We start from the raw sequence: 16,320 nt of genomic DNA on the forward strand, positions 1-16,320 counted from the left end.
GGTCCTTCGGGAGAGCGGAAGCGGATGGCGATGACAGCTGCAACGGCCAATCTGGTGGAACTGCGCAACCTAAAAATCGCGTTCGACGGCGTGCAGGTGCTGCACGGCATCGATCTCGATGTTGCACGCGGCGAGGCGCTCGGCCTGGTCGGGGAATCAGGATGCGGCAAGTCGGTCACATGGCTGGCGGCGCTCGGCCTGCTGCCCGGGAAAGCAAGCGTGACCGGTTCAGTGCGCCTCGAGGGCCGCGAACTATGCGGCAGCCCACGCAGCACGTTGGAGCAGGTGCGGGGCGGGCGGATCGCCATGATCTTCCAGGACCCGTCGAGCTCGCTCAACCCGGTCCTGTCGATCGGCCGCCAGATCACCGAGGCGCTGGCCATCCATCGGGGGCTCCGGGGTGAGGCAGCGAAGACCGAGGCATTGAGGCTGATGGACATGGTCGGCATTCCCGATGCCCGTGGCCGTTTCGATCTCTACACACATGAATTTTCCGGCGGACAATGCCAGCGCCTGATGATCGCCATGGCGCTGGCTGGCGAACCGGATCTGTTGATCGCGGATGAGCCGACCACCGCGCTCGATGCGACCATTCAGGCCCAGATTCTCGACCTCCTGATCCGGCTGCAGGCCGAGACCGGCATGGCGCTGGTGTTCATCAGCCATGACCTCGGCGCGGTGTCGCAGGTCTGCGAACGGGTTTGCGTGATGTATGCGGGCCGAATCGTAGAGGAGGGCTCGGTCGCGCAGCTGTTTTCCAGCCCTCGCCATCCCTATACGCGCGGCCTGTTCGATGCGATCCCGCGCATCGATGGTCCTCGCCGGCGGCTGATCCCGATACCGGGCACGGTGCCGAACCCGAAGAACCTGCCAAAGGGCTGTGCCTTTGGGCCGCGCTGCTCGCGCGTCACCGCTTTCTGCGAGACGTCGCCACCCTCCCTCCTGGCGCAAAAGTATGGCCGCAAGCTCGCCTGCGCGCACCCGATCGGGCCAGCCGCAGTCGGCAAGGCCGACCGCAGGGTCCCTGAAGATTTGCTGCAATGACGCCGCTGATCGAAGCAAAGGAGCTGGTGCGCATTTACGCGCTCAGGCACGGACCCTTCTCCCGTCCTAGCTTTGTTCGCGCTGTGGAGGATATCTCGCTGTCGGTATTCCCCGGCGAAACGCTAGGCATTGTCGGGGAGTCCGGTTCGGGAAAGTCGACGCTCGGACGAATGCTGCTCGGCATCGATCCGGCGCAGGGCGGCGAGGTGCGTTTCGAAGGGCAACCGATGCCAAGGCTTGGCACGCCGGAATGGCGGGCGCTGCGCGCCAAAATGCAGCTTGTCTATCAGGACCCGCTGGCCGCACTCGACCGCCGGCAGACGATCGCGACCCAGATCGGCGAGCCGCTGGACATCCATCAGATCGGGTCCAGGGAAAGCCGCGCCGGTCGCGTTGAGGAGCTGATGGCGGCCGTCGGCCTGCGCCCCGACCAGGCCGGCAGCTATCCGCATGAGCTTTCCGGCGGGCAGCGCCAGCGGGCGGTGATCGCGCGTGCGCTGGCTGCTCGGCCCAAACTCCTGGTGTGCGACGAGCCGGTCTCCGCGCTTGACGTGTCGATCCAGGCGCAGGTGGTGAACATGTTGAGCGACCTGCAGCAAGAGAACGGCATCGCCATGATCTTCATCAGCCATGACCTGAAGGTCGTGCGTAACCTGGCCGACCGTGTCGCCGTCATGTATCTCGGCAGGATCGTCGAGGAAGCCTCATCCGACGTGATTTTCCAGTCGCCCCGGCATCCCTACACCAAGGCGCTGGTTTCCAGCATGCCGATCCCCGGCAAGAGACTGGAGGGGCGCGTCATCCTGCAGGGCGAGCCGCCCAATCCGGCCGCACGTCCGTCGGGCTGCGCCTTTCATCCGCGATGCCCCGTCGCCCGCGACGTCTGCCGCACGACAACGCCGGCGCTGCGGCAGATCGAGAAGGGGCGTACCGCCGCCTGTCATGTCGTGTCGGACAACGCCGCAATGGCCGCCTGACGGAGCCCGCCATGATCCGTTTCGTTCTAGTGCGCGTTATGAGGGCCGCCATCACCATCCTTGCGGTGATGACCTTCGCCTTCGTCGTGCTGCGCATGTCGGGGGACCCGGCCGAGGTGATGCTGGGGCCGGACGTTCCGCAAACCGTCATCGACGCGTTCCGCAAGTCGTGGGGTCTCGACCAACCGGTCTGGATTCAATATTTGGCTTACCTCAAGTCGATCTTCACCGGTGATTTCGGCGTGTCGATGCGCGACAAGGCTCCCGCGCTGCAACTGGTGCTGGAGCGCGTGCCGGCCACGCTGCAACTGACCGTTCCGGCGCTCATCCTGAAGCTGCTGATCGGAATTCCGGCCGGCGTCTATGCGGCGCTGCACCGCCAGAGCTTCGCCGATCGCGGCGTGATCCTGCTGGCGATCCTCGGCTTCACCATCCCCTCCTTTGTCATGGGCCTGCTGCTGGTGCTGATCTTTTCGGTGACGCTGGGCGTGCTGCCTTCCGGCGGTCAGGAGACATGGCTGCACGGCATCCTGCCGACGCTCACCATGAGCGTAGGCGGCATAGGCATACTCGCCCGTTTCTCGCGCAGCGCCATGATCGAGGTGATGGGCCAGCCCTATATCCGCACGGCATCGGCCAAGGGGGTGAAATGGCGCGACGTGGTGTGGGGCCATGCGCTGCCCAACGCAGCCGTGCCGATCATGACCATCGTCGGCTTCATGGTCGGCTCGCTGATCGCCGGCGCGGTGGTGGTGGAATCGATCTTCTCCTGGCCAGGCATCGGCAGGCTGCTGATCGTTTCGGTCAGCAATCGCGACCTCGCCGTCGTCCAGTGCATCCTGCTCGTCGTCGCGGCCACCATGGTGGTGTCGAACCTCGCCGTCGACCTGCTCTACGGCTGGCTCGACCCGCGCCTGCGCTCGCCCGCGAGCCATTGAGGAGAACCGGCATGGCTTCGATCTATCCGGCGACCACACGGCCAAACGCGAGGCAAAGGGCTGGGTTCCTGTCGTCCATCCGCCGCAACGTACCGCTGAGCGTCGGGCTGGGAATCCTGTGGCTGGCCGCGATGGTGCTCGTTGCCATATTCGCCGATCGCATCCGCCCCTATGGGATCACGCAGATGAATCTCACCAGCCGGCTTTCGCATCCCGGTACGATGAAGCACTTGCTGGGCACCGACGAACTGGGCCGCGACGTGCTCTCGCGCCTCATCCAGTCGATCCGCCTTTCGCTCGTCATCGCCTTCGGGGCGACGCTTCTTTCGGCCGTGTTCGGCACGGCGCTCGGCTTCGCCGCCGCGCAATTCCGCGGTTTCGTCGAGCATCTGGTGCTGGCGCTGGCCGACTTTCAGGCGGCCCTGCCGTTTCTCATCATGTCGCTGGCGGTGCTGGCCTTCTTCGGTTCCTCCATGGTGCTGCTGGTCTGCCTGATGGGCTTCTACGGCTGGGAGCGCTATGCGCGCATCGCGCGCGGCCTTGCCATCTCGGCAGGCGCGCAGGGCTATGCAGCCTCGGTGGTGCAGCTCGGCGCCACGCCGGCGCGGGTTTACCTGCGCCACATCCTGCCCAATGTCGCCTCGACGCTGATCGTTTCGATGACGCTGACCTTTCCCGAGATCATCCTGATGGAAAGCGGCCTGTCCTTCCTCGGCCTCGGCGTCCAGCCGCCGGAGACCAGCCTGGGCAACATGGTCGGCTTCGGCCGCGAATATCTGACCCGCGCGCCGTGGATCATGCTGGCGCCCGCCCTAGTCATCATGCTCACCACGCTGTCCATCTCGCTGGTCGGAGACTGGCTGCGCGACAGGCTCGATCCCACGGTGCGGTGAGATGTTCCAGCAATCCGAGGAGACGTCTATGACCTTGATCACCGGCCATCGCGGCGCCCGCAATCTGTGGCCCGAGAACTCGCTTGCCGGCTTCCGCAACACGCTGGAGCTCGGCGTCGACGCCATCGAATTCGACGTCCACCTGACGGAGACGGGCGAGCTCGTGGTCATCCATGACGCGACGCTTGAACGCACGACGGAAGGTTTTGGGCCGGTGCGTAAGCTGACGCCGCAGGTGCGGGCAGGGGTAAAGCTAAAAGGCACGGACGAACCCATCCCGACACTGGCGGACGTGCTGACCGTGTTTTCTTCCAGGGACGGACCGGACCTGCATGTCGAGATCAAGATCGACGAAACCGGCACGCCCTATCCCGACATTGCCCGGCGCGTCGCCGAGGCGCTTCGTCGCTTCGGCGTTGAGGACAGGACGCATCTGACGTCCTTCGACATTTCGGTTCTGGAAGACTGCCGGCGCCACGCGCCTGAGGTCGCGCGCCTCGTCTCCGTCAATGCGGACTGGGCTGATAGACAGAGCGGCCTGGCGGCATTCCTTGCGCGCGTCGACGGCCTCGTCGACATCGTCGCCATCCATCACGAGCTGATGGAGGCGCAGTGGGAACTGGTCCGAGCCGCGCTGCCGCTCGACCGGCTTTGCGTGTGGACGGTGAATGAGGAGGCGACGATCCGCCACTGGCTGGAACGGCGGATCGGCCGCCTGACATCGGACCGCCCGGACCTCGCCATCGCCTTGCGCTCCGCCATGATGACGGCGGCACCGCTCGAAACCAATCCGGCCTGATCGCACCGATCGGCCACACAACGATGCCAATCTGGCCCAACCTGGAGACAAGACAAATGAGCAATCTTATCGCAACCGGCTTCAACGCGCAGTCTCGCGACGGCGAGCTGGACAGCCTTGAAGCCGATCTTCGCCGGCTTGAAAATATCGGCGTCGACACCGTCGAGCTTGCGCTCACCAGCATCGATCTTATCGCGGGCGGCCGTATCATCAGGGAAAGAGCGGACAGGCTCGTGGCGTTGGCCGGCGCATTCTCCTTCCGCTACACGGTTCATGGCCTTGTCTCCTCCAACTTCATGGACCCAGCCACCTGCAGGTACCAGCTGGAGGCGGCCAAGGCGCTGGTCGAGGTCTGCGACCGGATCGGCGCCCGTATCCTCGTCCAGCACGGCGGCTTCCTGCGCGCCGACCAGCCGCTCTTGCGCGCGGATGCGGACCGGCGCGAGCGCGAGGCTCTGTCCGAACTGGCGGAATTCGCCAAACCCTATGGCGTGCGCATCGCGCTGGAGAACATCTTCACCGCGGAACCGGGGCAATATCGGCAGACGCCGGCGGAAGTGGCCGAGACCGTCAAGGCCGTGAACCATCCCAATCTGGTCGCGCTGATCGACTTCAGCCATGCCTATCTCGAAGCGACCTATCGCGGACTGAACTTCCGCGAGCAGATCCGTGCCATGGCGCCGGTGGCCGGGCATCTGCATGTCCACGATTCCTTCGGGCGGCCACAGGGCTTTTACAAGCCCTACTTTCTGCAGGAAGCGACTGCGTTGGGTCTCGGCGACCTGCACATGCCGCTCGGCTGGGGTGACATCGCCTGGGAGGAGATCTTTGGCGAATTGGAGTTCCTGCCGGGAACGGTGCTGATGATGGAGATCGGCGAACGCTACCGCAGCGAGCAGCCAGCCAGCCTCGAACGCGCCAAACGCCTGATGGCGCTGAACGGCACGTGCAGTTCCATGGCAGCCGAGTGATCGGTCGTTCATTTGATTTTGGCCTGAAGGACGTTGCAACGGTCGGGACTGTCTGGGTATCGTTGGCATAGGTTGAATTGAGGAGCAGCCGGGCCGGATCGGCCGGCCGGCGATGGCTCGTTCGGCGATGAGGCCAATTGATGGAGAGGACATGCGGCAAGCGCTGATCGTGTGGGGCGGCTGGGACGGACACGAGCCGGAAGAAGGCGCGCGGGTCGTCAAGACGATGCTCCAAGAGGAAGGGTTTGACGTGCGCGTCGAAACCACGACCGAGATCTTCGCCGACCCAGCGATCGCCGATCTGAGCCTGATCGTCCCGATCTATACGATGGCCAAGCTTGCCAAGAACGAGGAGCTCAACCTGACAAAGGCAGTCGAGGGCGGTGTCGGCCTTGGCGGCTATCATGGCGGCATGTGCGACGCTTTTCGCGAGGCCACGGAATACCAGTTCATGTGCGGCGGCCAGTGGGTGGCCCACCCAGGCAACATCATCGACTACCAGGTCGACATCACCAGGCGCGACGATCCGATCATGAACGGCATCGATGATTTCTCGTACCGTTCCGAGCAGTACTACATGCATGTGGACCCGTCGAATGAGGTGCTGGCGACCACCACCTTCTCCGGCGAGCATGCGTCCTGGATAGACGGCGTGGTCATGCCGGTCGTCTGGAAGCGCCGGCACGGCAAGGGAAGGGTGTTCTATTCGGCGCTCGGCCACGTCGCCAAGGAGTTTGCGGTGCCTGAGATGCGAACGATATTTCGTCGCGGGCTGGTGTGGGCGTCGCGCTGAGAGCCCCGACGATCGGCTATGCCGGGAATCCTGCCACGCCATCAGATCTGGTCTAGGAGCTTTGTGAAGGATGGCGTCGAAACCTGGAAACAAAAAACCCGCCTCGGCGGCGGGTCTTTGGCGCAAATCAACACCATGAATAAATTCCTAGCATAACTGCCGTCACCTGTCAACTGATTCGCGAGCTCGAGCTCACGTTTCTTGCCAGAGCAAATGCCGATCGCATCATCGGGCAATGCGGCGCATGGCCAAGGCAGCGACAGTGGTGGCCGCTGCCAGAAGTGGCAGCCAGGCTTGCGGATCGCCCATGGCATGGAGCGTCAAGCCGCTGAGCAGCAGCCACAGCAGCGGTATCGGAAACAGCAGCGGCACGGGTCCGCTTGCTGCAAGCAGGACGCCGAGCGTCGCGATCGCCGTCGGGTCCGGCGCGATGCCGAAGATTTCGGCGCTCGCCCATGGCCGCCCGAAGAGCGGCGGCAGCAGGGGATAGACGACGAGGCCAACAGCTATGAGCAGCAGCCCGAACCGCCCTGCGATGTCGCGCCGGTCAAAGGCAAGGCCGCCGTGTGCGCCGCCGATCGCCAGCAGCAGCGCCTGCAGGCCGAAGGCCGGCGCGACGTAAGCGATAGCCCAGTTGATCACGGCATAGCGGCTCCACAGGAAGGACCAGCCGACGGAAGCAAAGAGCGCGGCGAGGATGAGCGCAATCCAGAGACCATGGCGACGCGGCCGCCTGAGCATGAGCAGGACAATGGCAAGGCCGCTGGCGAGCGTCAGGAGATGCAGCGGCCAGAATGCAGCATTATGCAACTCGAACATGCGCCAGTAGACGCGCGGCGAGAAGAGCAGGAAATCCTCCAGCCGGTAGGTCCACCATTCCGACATCTAAGCAGGTTCCGCAAAAGTGTCGCACGGTTTTGCGACAAGAACCTGCGACAAACAACAGAATCTAAGCAGGCATTCGTGGGCCAGCCCACGAATGCCTGCTTAGAGGTCCCTGATGTAGGCCGCCATCCGCTCGCGCATGGCCATGTCGGGGAGGGGACCGGTCGCGGCCATCATGTTCTCGCGCACATGGTCGACGCTGGTCGTGGCGGGGATGGCGACGGTGACGGAGGGGTGCGAAACGATGAATTTTAGAATGAACTGCGCCCAGCTCCCGGCACCGATCTCGGCGGCCCAGTCCGGCAGCGTCTCGCCTTCGAGTTGGCGCGTCAGCGCGCCTTGCTGAAACGGCCGGTTGACGATGACGGCCATGCCGCGCTCGGCCGCCAGCGGCAGGAGCCGCTCCTCCGCCTCGCGGTCGACGACGTTGTAGGTGAGCTGCACGAAATCGAGCGGATGCGCGCGCATGATTTGTTCGAACAAATCATGCCGTCGTCCTTCGGACGTCGTGATGCCGACATAGCGGATGCGCCCGTCCGCCTTCATGGCGAACAGGGTTTCGAGATGCGTCTCCCAGCCGACGAGGTTATGGACCTGCATGAGGTCGAAGCGCGGCACACCCCAGAAGCGGCGCGACTGCTCGATCTGCCCGGCTCCGTCGGTGGCGGAGGAGGTCCAGACCTTCTCGGCCGAAAACAGCGCTTCGGGCTGGCCGAGCTTCTCCAGGCCGTAGCCGATCACCGGCTGCGAGGAGCCGTACATGGGCGAGGAATCGATCATGCGGCCGCCTGCCGCGAAGAAGGCCGCGATCACCTCGGCGCATTCGTCGCGCAGCACCGGATCGTCGCCGACATTGAAGGTGATCCAGGTGCCGAGCCCCACTGCGGGGATCATCTCTCCCGAGGAGGGCACGGCCCGCATCACCGGCGCAGGCGGCGCGCCGGGCGCGGTTCCAGGCAACACGAAAGCCGCTCCGGAAGTGGCGGCAGCCTTCACGAATGTCCTGCGGGTGATGATCATCGTCTGCCGTCCTTGTATTCCCGAACCACAAGAATGGTTTCGGAGGCCTGCCTTCGCAAGGCCGACCTACCTGGAGGCCGCCCCTGTCCTGACTTGATGGCGCTGGCGGGCATATTTCACGCAGGCGTCTACCGTGCTGACGCAGAGCGCATCGCGGTGGTTCGTCGTATTGTTGTCGCCAGCGTAGGCGACCTCGGCAACACGGCCATCGAGCATTCGAATTTGCGTGTTGCAGTAGCCGCCAGGATTGACATTGACGGATCCTCCGACGGTCGGAATAGCACCCACCGCCAAAGTTGGAATCACGACGTTGAGATTGCCGCGTTGAACGGTACGCTGATAAGTCCAGATCTGGCCTGATCCGCCCGCATCAGCGGTGGCAGTCGGAAAGCCGGCGCACATTCGAACGTCCGCCTCGCTAAGACCGACCATCTCTTTGCGGGCTGCCGCCGTCGTTGCGTCTTCCTTCGACATGGTCGACGTGTCGTCAGGGGCGACGCAGGAAGACACGATGAAACTGCCGGCCAAGAAAACGAGAAGGACAGGCTTTCGGATGCTGGAAAATATCATACCGACTGTGATGATTTGCGCTGGCCCCGCCATCCTAGTTAGGCAAGCGGACAATCGAGTCAACCTGCACAACTTCACGATGTCGTTGTCGCGCCGGTCGCTTGGACATTGACAGCTAGTATCGGTTGTGGGGCGATCTGCGCGCCGCCAGGTTCAACTGGAACGCCGGCCTTGCATCGGGGTACTGGCTTTGCAGCAGGGCCTTGCAGAAGATAGGAGCAATTGCTGTGACAAGGAGCAACCTTTCCGACATCTACCGGGACTACATTGCCTGCCTGAACGCGCAGGACTGGCCGAAGCTGGGACAGTTCGTTCATGATGAAGCGGTCCACAACGGCCGGCGGATCGGATTATCCGGCTATCGCGAGATGCTGGAGAAAGACTTCGAGGAAATCCCGGACCTTTATTTCAACATCCAGATGCTTGTTTCCGATCCGCCTTACATAGCGAGCCGGTTGGACTTCGATTGCACGCCAAAGGGAACGTTCCTTGGCCTCGATGTGAACGGGAAGAGGGTCTCCTTCGCCGAGAATGTGTTCTATGAATTTCGCGGCGAGAAGATCGTGCAAGTATGGTCGGTTATAGACAAGGCGGCTATCGAAGCGCAGCTCGATGGATTCCGAGCCTAGCCCTGTTGCTTGCGCCAGGCCTGGTATTCCTTCTCCACCTCCTTCGTCAGGGGGTAGTACTTCCTGAGGTCGCCGCCCTGCGACAGCCGGTAGCGCGCGAATTCCTCCCACTCGACATGCTCGCTCGCGCTTTCGATGAGTTTCGGCGCCAGCGCGACCGGCACGACGACGACGCCGTCATCGTCGGCAACGATGATGACGCCAGGCATGACCAGCGCGTTGCCGCAGGCGATCGGCACATTGGCGGCGAAGGGGATGATGTTCGTCTGTGCGTGGTAATTGGGCGTGACGCCCTTTACCCAGATTCCGATGTCGAGCTCCTTGGCCCCCGGACTTATTTTGTTTGAAGTGTCGGCTTCTCAAGGAGGCCAATGGAACCACAACCTGCCGCTGGGGTTCTACTTCCAAGGATGGAGGTCGCCATGAATGGTAAGCTGCAAGACAAGGTCGCGATCGTAACGGGCGGCGGAACCGGCATCGGCGAAGCGATCTGCCTCAAATTCGCGCGCGAGGGCGCCAAAATTGTCGTCAACGGTCTGCCCGATGACCCGATTGAGGACATTGTCGCTGAAATCCTGGACGATGGCGGCGACGCAATCGCCTTTGCAGCCGACGTCTCCGATGAAGCTCAGGCGCGCGATTGCGTGGTTGCTGCGGTGGACCGTTTCGGTCGGCTGGACGTGCTCATCAACAATGCAGGCGTTCTGCTCGTCAACGCCGAAACTGATGAAATGCCGATCGACAAGTTCGACGAGCATATCCGCTGCAATGTTCGCTCGGCGTTCCTGATGACGAAATACGCCTTGCCCTATCTCCGCAAAACCCGCGGCGCCATCATCAGCGCCGGCTCGGAAGGCGGCGTCAACGGCCAGCCGCGGAACACTGTCTATGGCGGTACCAAAGGTTTCCTGCACGCTTTCATGAAAGGCGTCGCCGTCGAGCAGGCGCAATACGGCGTACGCGCCAATTGCGTAAGCCCGGGTCCGATCGATACGGCTTGGACGCACAAGGAAACTGGTGCCGTCGATGAAGAAGTCGAGAAGGCGCTGATCACGGCCGTGCCTTTCGGCCGTCGCGGTACGCCGGAGGAAGTTGCCAACGTCTATGCGTTCCTAGCCTCGGACGAAGCGAGCTACGTCACTGGCGCCGTCTGGCTGGTCGATGGCGGCATCACGCCGGCCAAGGGCGCGGTCGGCGCGATGGCGAAGGGCGAGGTCACCGCGCCGCCGCCTATCACGCTTGGCCTGCACCATTCACATGACGGCAACCGCAACAAAGACATCATGAAAGTCCAATAGCATACCCACTTCCGCGCCTCCGAACTGCGTTGCTCGTTGCCGGTGCGCGTTCGCGGCATGGGCCGACCTGCCTGAATGCATGAACGCTGCGGCGGTGGATCGATTGGAGAAGCAGCTCCCGGAAAGTCGCCTTTCAGTCTTTCCTATCCGGCCTTAACGATACGAAATCCTTCGAGCTCTGCGACGATCGGCAGGCGTCGCACTCGATGCCTGGGAGAGCGGCGATGTGCTCCGGCACGGGTCGCCGGGAAGAGACCACATCACCCGCGCAATTCCGCCTGATTTTTCAACTACTCGCCGACGGAAATCGCGTCGAAACAAGAGGGAAACTATGCCGGGTACCTTGAAGCCATCTGAAGCGCCCAACCTGCTAGGGGTGCAAAAGGCCAGAAAACGTGCCCTATTTGCAATATTGTTCTTGATTGCCTGCACTTTGCCTTTCGTTCGGTCCGTATGGGATTGGCAAGGGCCGGTTCAAGAATGGATCGAAAATGTTGGCTTTTCCCTGGTGCTGCTTGCCATAATCGGTCGCTGCTGGGCTTCACTTTACATTGGAGGACGCAAGGTACGGGAACTGGTGACCCATGGCCCGTTCTCAATCGTCAGAAATCCTCTTTATGTGTTCTCTTTTGTTGGCGCGATCGGGATGGGCGCGGGGAGTGGAAGTTTAACTATTGCGACCCTCTTCTTCGTTTTGTCGTTTGTTGTTTTTCGACAGGTCGTGACTCGTGAAGAGGCAGCGCTTCGCGCGATTTTTGGCCAAGACTATATCGAATACTGCCGCAGGGTTCCTAGATTTCTTCCCAAGATTCGCCTGTGGAACGCGCCTGAGAGGCTTGAGATCGAGCCGGCGCGCGTGATCAGGACTTTGTTCGACGCAGCGCCCTTTGTGCTCGCCATGCCACTGTTCGAGCTGTTGGGAGAACTTCAGCTGAGGGGCATTCTTCCGGTGTTTTTACATCTGCCCTGAGGACAGAAATCCGGAGATCAGGAAAGTCGCCTTTCAGGCTTTCCTATCCGGCCCTGACGATACGAAATCCTTCGAGCTCTGCGACGATCGGCAGACCCTTCCATCGTTCTATGTCGTGCAGCACGATCAATTGCCCAAGATCGCCGCCGATTTCGGTGTTGATGCGGTCGATGGTTTTCAGCTGCTCCCAGACGCTGCCGACGGCATTGTTCAGCGGCGCGTAGACGCCGTCGTGCTTGTGCCCGGTGAGCTGGCGCTTCGAATAGACACAATCGCCGGAGATGACCAGTCTGCCGCGCGCGGACTGGACGATGACGAACTGCTGCCCGATCGTGTGGCCGCTGCCCAGCCGCACATGGACGCCCGGCAGCACATCGTCCTTGTCGCCGTCGATCAGCGAGACGCGGTGATCGACCGATGCATCGAGAGCGGCGCGCAGCGTATCGGGATCGATGATCGCGGTGAGATAACCGAAGCGCGGCGGCAATGCGATCGCCTCATACCAGGAGAGCAACTCGCTTTTCTGGATGTGGAGATTTGCATTCGGGAACTCGGCGATCGATCCCATATGGTCGAAATGCGCATGGGTGACAAAAATGTCGGTGATGCCTCCGGGTCCAATGCCAAGCTCGGCCAGCATGCGGACCGGCGAGACCCAGTAGGGAATGCCAAATCTCAGCGAGAAGGCGTCGCTCGATTCCTGGATGAAGCCAGTATCGACCAGCACGTTGCGGTCGCCGCGCCGCAGCAGGACGAAGGAGAAGGGGAGGTCGACCTTGCCATCGTCATACATGCCGGCGACGAGATCCACCCAGGGCTGCTGCCGCGATCGGGCGAATTCGATGACATAGACCTCCCAAGGCGTGGTTTCGTTTGTCATCGCTTTCTCCTTCAGCGTTCCGCCAGCGAGCGGCCCAGGCTTGCCATGCCCACGGCAATGATCAGGATGGCGCCCTGCAGCACATATTGCGAGAAGGTCGGGGCGCCGAAGATGTTGAGGCCATTGAAGCCGAAGGCAATGATGAGGGCGCCGACCAGCGTGCCAAGCACGTGGAATTCGCCGTCACGCAAAGTTGCCGAGCCAAGGAATACTGCCGCGAATGCGGTGAGCAGGTAGGAGTCGGCAGCACTTGCCGTGCCGCTGCCGAGCCGCGAGGCAAGCAGTATACCGGTGAGAGCGGCGCACATTCCCGAAATGACGAAGCCGAGGATCTTGATGCGATCGACATTCACCCCGGCAAGGCGGGCTGCCACGGCATTGCCGCCGACGGCCTGGATCTCCTGGCCGAGCGGCGTCCGCTCGACCAGGAGCCAAAGTCCGCCGAGAACGAGGATCATGACGATGATGTTGTTGGGGATGCCGAACAGCCAGCGGCCAAGGGAAAGCTGGAGAAATGCCTCCGGCACGCCGGCCACAATGGGAACGCCGGCGGAATAGGCGAAGGCGAGGCCAGTCAGGATGGTGCCGACACCGAGCGTCGCGATAACCGAATTGACCTTTACCTTGGTGACGATGAAGCCGTTGACCAGGCCGATCACCGCGCCCAATGCGATGACGATGACCACCGCAAGCGGGATCGGCAGCTTGTCGTGGACGACAAGGCCGGTGATCAGAATGCCGTGCAGGCTGGCGGCGAAGCCGATCGACAGGTCGAGTTCGCCGACGACCACGGCAAGCGTCAGCCCGCCGGCAATGATCATGGCCAGCGAGGCCTGGTTCAGCACATTGGTGAAATTGCCCACGGTGGGAAAGGCTCCCGGCGACAGGATCGAAAATGTGACGATCATCGCCAGAAGCCCGATGATTGTTCCGTAGCGGGCAAAGATACCGAGCGCCGCCTTGGCTCCGGGCGACAGACGCCGGGCGCTAATCGCAACATCGCTCATGCGGGGTGATCCTCCGTCTGGCTTTCCGGTTCGAGATAGCTTGCTTCGACGATCGCCTTTCGCGACACCGCCGGACCGGTCAGCTCGCGAACGATGCGGCCTTCCGCCATCACCAGAACGCGGTCGCATAGCTCGGGCAGCTCGTCCGGTTCCGATGAAATCACCAGAACCGCCATTCCGGCCTCGGCTTGCTGGCGGATCAGCCGGTGGATCTCGGCGCGCGCTCCGATATCGACACCTCGCGTCGGCTCGTCGAGGATCAGCACTTGCGGCGTGCGCTGGAGCCAGCGGCCGATCGCCACTTTCTGCTGATTGCCGCCACTGAGACGGCCAACGGCCGTGCTGGCGTTGCGCGCCTTTATCGATAGCGACCGGATCATCTCGCCGGCCATGGACGTGCGGGCGCGGCGGTTCATCAGCGGCAGGTAGCGGCCGTGCACCAGCTTGTCGAGATTGGCGATGCCCAAATTGAAGGCGATGCTCTTGGAGAGAAAAAGCGCTTCCGCCCGGCGTTCTTCTGGGACCAGCCCGAGCCCGGCCTGGACGGCCGCTGCAGGGGAGGCGGGCGCATAGGGCCGGTTCGCCAGCATCATCTCGCCACTGTCCGGCCGGTCCGCCCCGAAAAGCAGCCGGGCGAGTTCGGTTCGCCCGGCGCCGACAAGGCCGCCGATGCCCAGCACTTCGCCGGCGTGGAGCTGAAGGCTGACGCCGCGGACTTTTGGCGCCCGCGTCAGCTTCTTTGCTTCCATCACCACATCGCCGCGAGCCCGTGTGGTGGCTGTCCTTTGAACGTCCCGAATTGCGCCGCCAACGATCGCCTCGACCAGCGCAGGGCGATTGAGTGCGTCTCCGGCGAACTCGGCGACGGAGCGGCCGTCGCGAAAGACCGACACGCGCGTGCACAGGTTCAGGATCTCGTCCAGCCGGTGCGAGATGTAGAGCACCGCCACCCCCGATGCGGAAAGATCGCGCACGATCGCAAACAGCCGTTCCGCCTCGCTGGCGGCAAGCGATGCCGTCGGCTCGTCCATGACAATCAGCCGCGCCTTGCGCACCAGGGCGCGGCAAATGTTGATCAGCCATATCTCAGTCGTCGACAGGCCCTTTACGCCGGCGTTGAGCGGTGCCGATATGCCGACGCGCCTGGCGATGGGTGCTACGTCGCGCGCGATCGCGCGCCAATCGGTCAGCCCAAAGCGCGTTTTCTTCGGCACGCCCAGCATGATGTTCTGCAGCACGGTCATGCCCGGTACAAAAGCGAGCTCCTGATGAATGAAGCTCATGCCGAGCTCGGTCGCCCGCTGCGGCGTGCCAATCTCCTGGCTGTGGCCGTCGAGTTCGAGACGACCGGCATCGGGGTGGTTCAACCCGGCCAGGATCCGGATGAAGGTCGACTTGCCCGCGCCATTGGCGCCGACGAGCCCGTGGACTTCACCTGATGCAATGTCGAGCGATACGCCCTTCAACGCCTGTGTGCCGCCGAAGGCCTTTGCGATATCGCGCGCGACCAGGAACGGGGTCGCCATTTCGGCGCCGCCTGGCTGCGGCGCATCCCTTGTCAACGTCGCCTCCAAACCAAGCCCTACTTTATGGCTTCCGGGTGGTCCTTGAGAAAGGCATCGGCGGTGTCCTTGGTCACCAGCACCGCCGGAACCTCGGCTGCCTTGGCTTGCCATGCGCCGCCTGCATCCTTGATGTCCTTCAGCATCTTGACCATGTTGTAGCCTTCGGTGAAGCTGTCCTGCCAGGCCGTCGCGGTCATGAAGCCGTTCTTGATGTTCTCCAGCGCCTGGGCATTGCCATTGATGCCGTAAACGAGGACGTCGTCGCGCCCCTGGGCGCGCAGTGAACCGATGGCGCCGATCGCCGGGTCGTCCCAGCATCCCCAGATCGCCAGGTTTTCCTTGCCGGCCGGATGCGAGGCCAGCCAGGCATTGGCGTATTGGGCGCCGTCCTCGAAATAGCCGGGAATGCGCACTTCGTTCTTGGTGACGGTGATGTCAGGGTGTTTGGCGACGATCTCGTCCATGACCACTTCGCGGTTCCGGCAGACTTCGCCGGTCCGGTAGGTGAGGGCCAGTATCGAACCCTTGCCACCCATTTTTTCGACCATGAGATCGACGACCGGTATCGCCATAGGTCCGCCCGAGCCGTTCGTGGCGGCGACGGTCGAGCCAAGCCCGCCGCCCCAGGTCACCACAGGTATTCCAGCGTCGCCCGCGGCAGCCAGGCCGGCGCCGATCGACGAATAGGGGAACACCATGTCGATGATCGCATGCGCCTTGAGCTGTGCGAAATTCTGGATCGCCGCATTCGCCTGGTCGGCACTGCCGGCCGCATCGACGACATTGGTCTTCCAGCCGAGCTCGTCGGCGGCCTTCGTGGCGCCCTGGATGTAGCGGACATTGTTGGCTTCGGTGGCGCTTATGGACACGATGCCGAGCAGCGGCTTGTCCTGCGCGGCGGCGCCGGCCGTTGCCAGCGAGAGCGCTCCAACGGCGATGATGCAAACTAGATTTCTCATGGTTCTCCTCCCTTCGTTTGATCTGCCGCCAGAGCCTCTTGTCAGCAAACCGTTTCGCTAACGTCCTGCAAAATGCGGCCCAATGCAAGCATGAATCCGCTGGACACAGCCATAAATCTGAA

18 protein-coding genes are annotated in these 16,320 nt (G+C 62.8%); 10 read left to right on the forward strand and 8 right to left on the reverse strand.

The window, feature by feature from the left end:
• Positions 1-30 precede the first annotated feature (30 nt).
• From NKH73_RS11385 to NKH73_RS11415, 7 genes are all read left to right on the forward strand, one after another.
• On the forward strand, positions 31-1,044 hold the full coding sequence (locus tag NKH73_RS11385) for an ABC transporter ATP-binding protein (RefSeq protein WP_352931285.1): 1,014 nt from the start codon (positions 31-33) through the stop codon (positions 1,042-1,044).
• The gene (locus tag NKH73_RS11390; RefSeq protein WP_352931287.1) at positions 1,041-2,021 is read left to right on the forward strand and encodes an ABC transporter ATP-binding protein; all 981 of its coding nucleotides are present in this window, start codon (positions 1,041-1,043) and stop codon (positions 2,019-2,021) included. Before NKH73_RS11385 ends, NKH73_RS11390 begins: the two co-directional genes overlap by 4 nt.
• Before the next feature lie 11 nt (positions 2,022-2,032).
• Complete coding sequence (locus tag NKH73_RS11395; protein ID WP_352931289.1) at positions 2,033-2,959, forward strand: ABC transporter permease; 927 nt, start codon at positions 2,033-2,035, stop codon at positions 2,957-2,959.
• Between the two features lie 11 nt (positions 2,960-2,970).
• Positions 2,971-3,852, forward strand: coding sequence for an ABC transporter permease (locus NKH73_RS11400; RefSeq protein WP_352931291.1), 882 nt, complete (start codon positions 2,971-2,973; stop codon positions 3,850-3,852).
• A 28-nt stretch (positions 3,853-3,880) separates the two neighbouring features.
• Positions 3,881-4,651: a glycerophosphodiester phosphodiesterase family protein gene (locus tag NKH73_RS11405; protein ID WP_352931293.1), complete on the forward strand. Its 771-nt coding sequence runs from the start codon at positions 3,881-3,883 to the stop codon at positions 4,649-4,651.
• Between the two features lie 56 nt (positions 4,652-4,707).
• Complete coding sequence (locus NKH73_RS11410) at positions 4,708-5,622, forward strand: TIM barrel protein (protein WP_352931295.1); 915 nt, start codon at positions 4,708-4,710, stop codon at positions 5,620-5,622.
• 151 nt (positions 5,623-5,773) lie between these two features.
• A complete protein-coding gene (locus NKH73_RS11415; RefSeq protein ID WP_352931297.1) occupies positions 5,774-6,415 on the forward strand; it encodes a ThuA domain-containing protein in 642 nt (213 codons plus the stop codon).
• A gap of 225 nt (positions 6,416-6,640) precedes the next feature.
• On the opposite strand, the gene NKH73_RS11420 is transcribed toward NKH73_RS11415, so the two are convergent.
• From NKH73_RS11420 to NKH73_RS11430, 3 genes are all read right to left on the reverse strand, one after another.
• Entirely contained in the window at positions 6,641-7,300 is a 660-nt protein-coding gene (locus NKH73_RS11420) for a DUF6064 family protein (protein WP_352931299.1), read from the reverse strand.
• Positions 7,301-7,402: 102 nt separating this feature from the next.
• Positions 7,403-8,221 carry an aldo/keto reductase gene (locus NKH73_RS11425; protein ID WP_352931548.1) on the reverse strand — a complete coding sequence of 273 codons (819 nt, stop codon included), beginning with the start codon at positions 8,219-8,221 and terminating at the stop codon, positions 7,403-7,405.
• 165 nt (positions 8,222-8,386) lie between these two features.
• The gene (locus NKH73_RS11430; RefSeq protein ID WP_352931301.1) at positions 8,387-8,794 is read right to left on the reverse strand and encodes a hypothetical protein; all 408 of its coding nucleotides are present in this window, start codon (positions 8,792-8,794) and stop codon (positions 8,387-8,389) included.
• 323 nt (positions 8,795-9,117) lie between these two features.
• On the opposite strand from NKH73_RS11430, the gene NKH73_RS11435 reads away from it, so the two are divergent.
• Positions 9,118-9,519 (forward strand): ester cyclase, encoded by a 402-nt coding sequence (locus tag NKH73_RS11435; protein WP_352931550.1) that lies wholly within the window; start codon positions 9,118-9,120, stop codon positions 9,517-9,519.
• Here NKH73_RS11435 and NKH73_RS11440 read toward each other — a convergent pair.
• Positions 9,516-9,857, reverse strand: a complete 342-nt coding sequence (locus tag NKH73_RS11440; RefSeq protein WP_352931552.1) for an RraA family protein — start codon at positions 9,855-9,857, stop codon at positions 9,516-9,518. The genes NKH73_RS11435 and NKH73_RS11440 overlap by 4 nt on opposite strands.
• Positions 9,858-9,941: 84 nt before the next feature.
• Between NKH73_RS11440 and NKH73_RS11445 the strand changes: the two genes are divergently transcribed.
• Both NKH73_RS11445 and NKH73_RS11450 read left to right on the forward strand, forming a co-directional pair.
• A complete protein-coding gene (locus tag NKH73_RS11445; RefSeq protein ID WP_352931303.1) occupies positions 9,942-10,817 on the forward strand; it encodes an SDR family NAD(P)-dependent oxidoreductase in 876 nt (291 codons plus the stop codon).
• Between the two features lie 331 nt (positions 10,818-11,148).
• On the forward strand, positions 11,149-11,787 hold the full coding sequence (locus NKH73_RS11450; RefSeq protein ID WP_352931305.1) for a methyltransferase family protein: 639 nt from the start codon (positions 11,149-11,151) through the stop codon (positions 11,785-11,787).
• Positions 11,788-11,830: 43 nt separating this feature from the next.
• Here the strand turns inward: NKH73_RS11450 and NKH73_RS11455 are convergent, their stop codons facing one another.
• The 4 genes from NKH73_RS11455 to NKH73_RS11470 are packed head-to-tail and all read right to left on the reverse strand — an operon-like array spanning position 11,831 to position 16,198.
• Positions 11,831-12,667: an N-acyl homoserine lactonase family protein gene (locus NKH73_RS11455; protein WP_352931307.1), complete on the reverse strand. Its 837-nt coding sequence runs from the start codon at positions 12,665-12,667 to the stop codon at positions 11,831-11,833.
• Positions 12,668-12,678: 11 nt separating this feature from the next.
• Entirely contained in the window at positions 12,679-13,674 is a 996-nt protein-coding gene (locus NKH73_RS11460) for an ABC transporter permease (protein ID WP_352931309.1), read from the reverse strand.
• Complete coding sequence (locus NKH73_RS11465) at positions 13,671-15,200, reverse strand: sugar ABC transporter ATP-binding protein (protein ID WP_502893901.1); 1,530 nt, start codon at positions 15,198-15,200, stop codon at positions 13,671-13,673. Before NKH73_RS11465 ends, NKH73_RS11460 begins: the two co-directional genes overlap by 4 nt.
• A 56-nt stretch (positions 15,201-15,256) precedes the next feature.
• Positions 15,257-16,198, reverse strand: coding sequence for a sugar ABC transporter substrate-binding protein (locus NKH73_RS11470; protein ID WP_352931313.1), 942 nt, complete (start codon positions 16,196-16,198; stop codon positions 15,257-15,259).
• Between the last annotated feature and the right edge of the window lie 122 nt (positions 16,199-16,320).

This window comes from Mesorhizobium sp. M0938 (assembly GCF_040319125.1).
Taxonomy (GTDB): domain Bacteria; phylum Pseudomonadota; class Alphaproteobacteria; order Rhizobiales; family Rhizobiaceae; genus Mesorhizobium; species Mesorhizobium robiniae.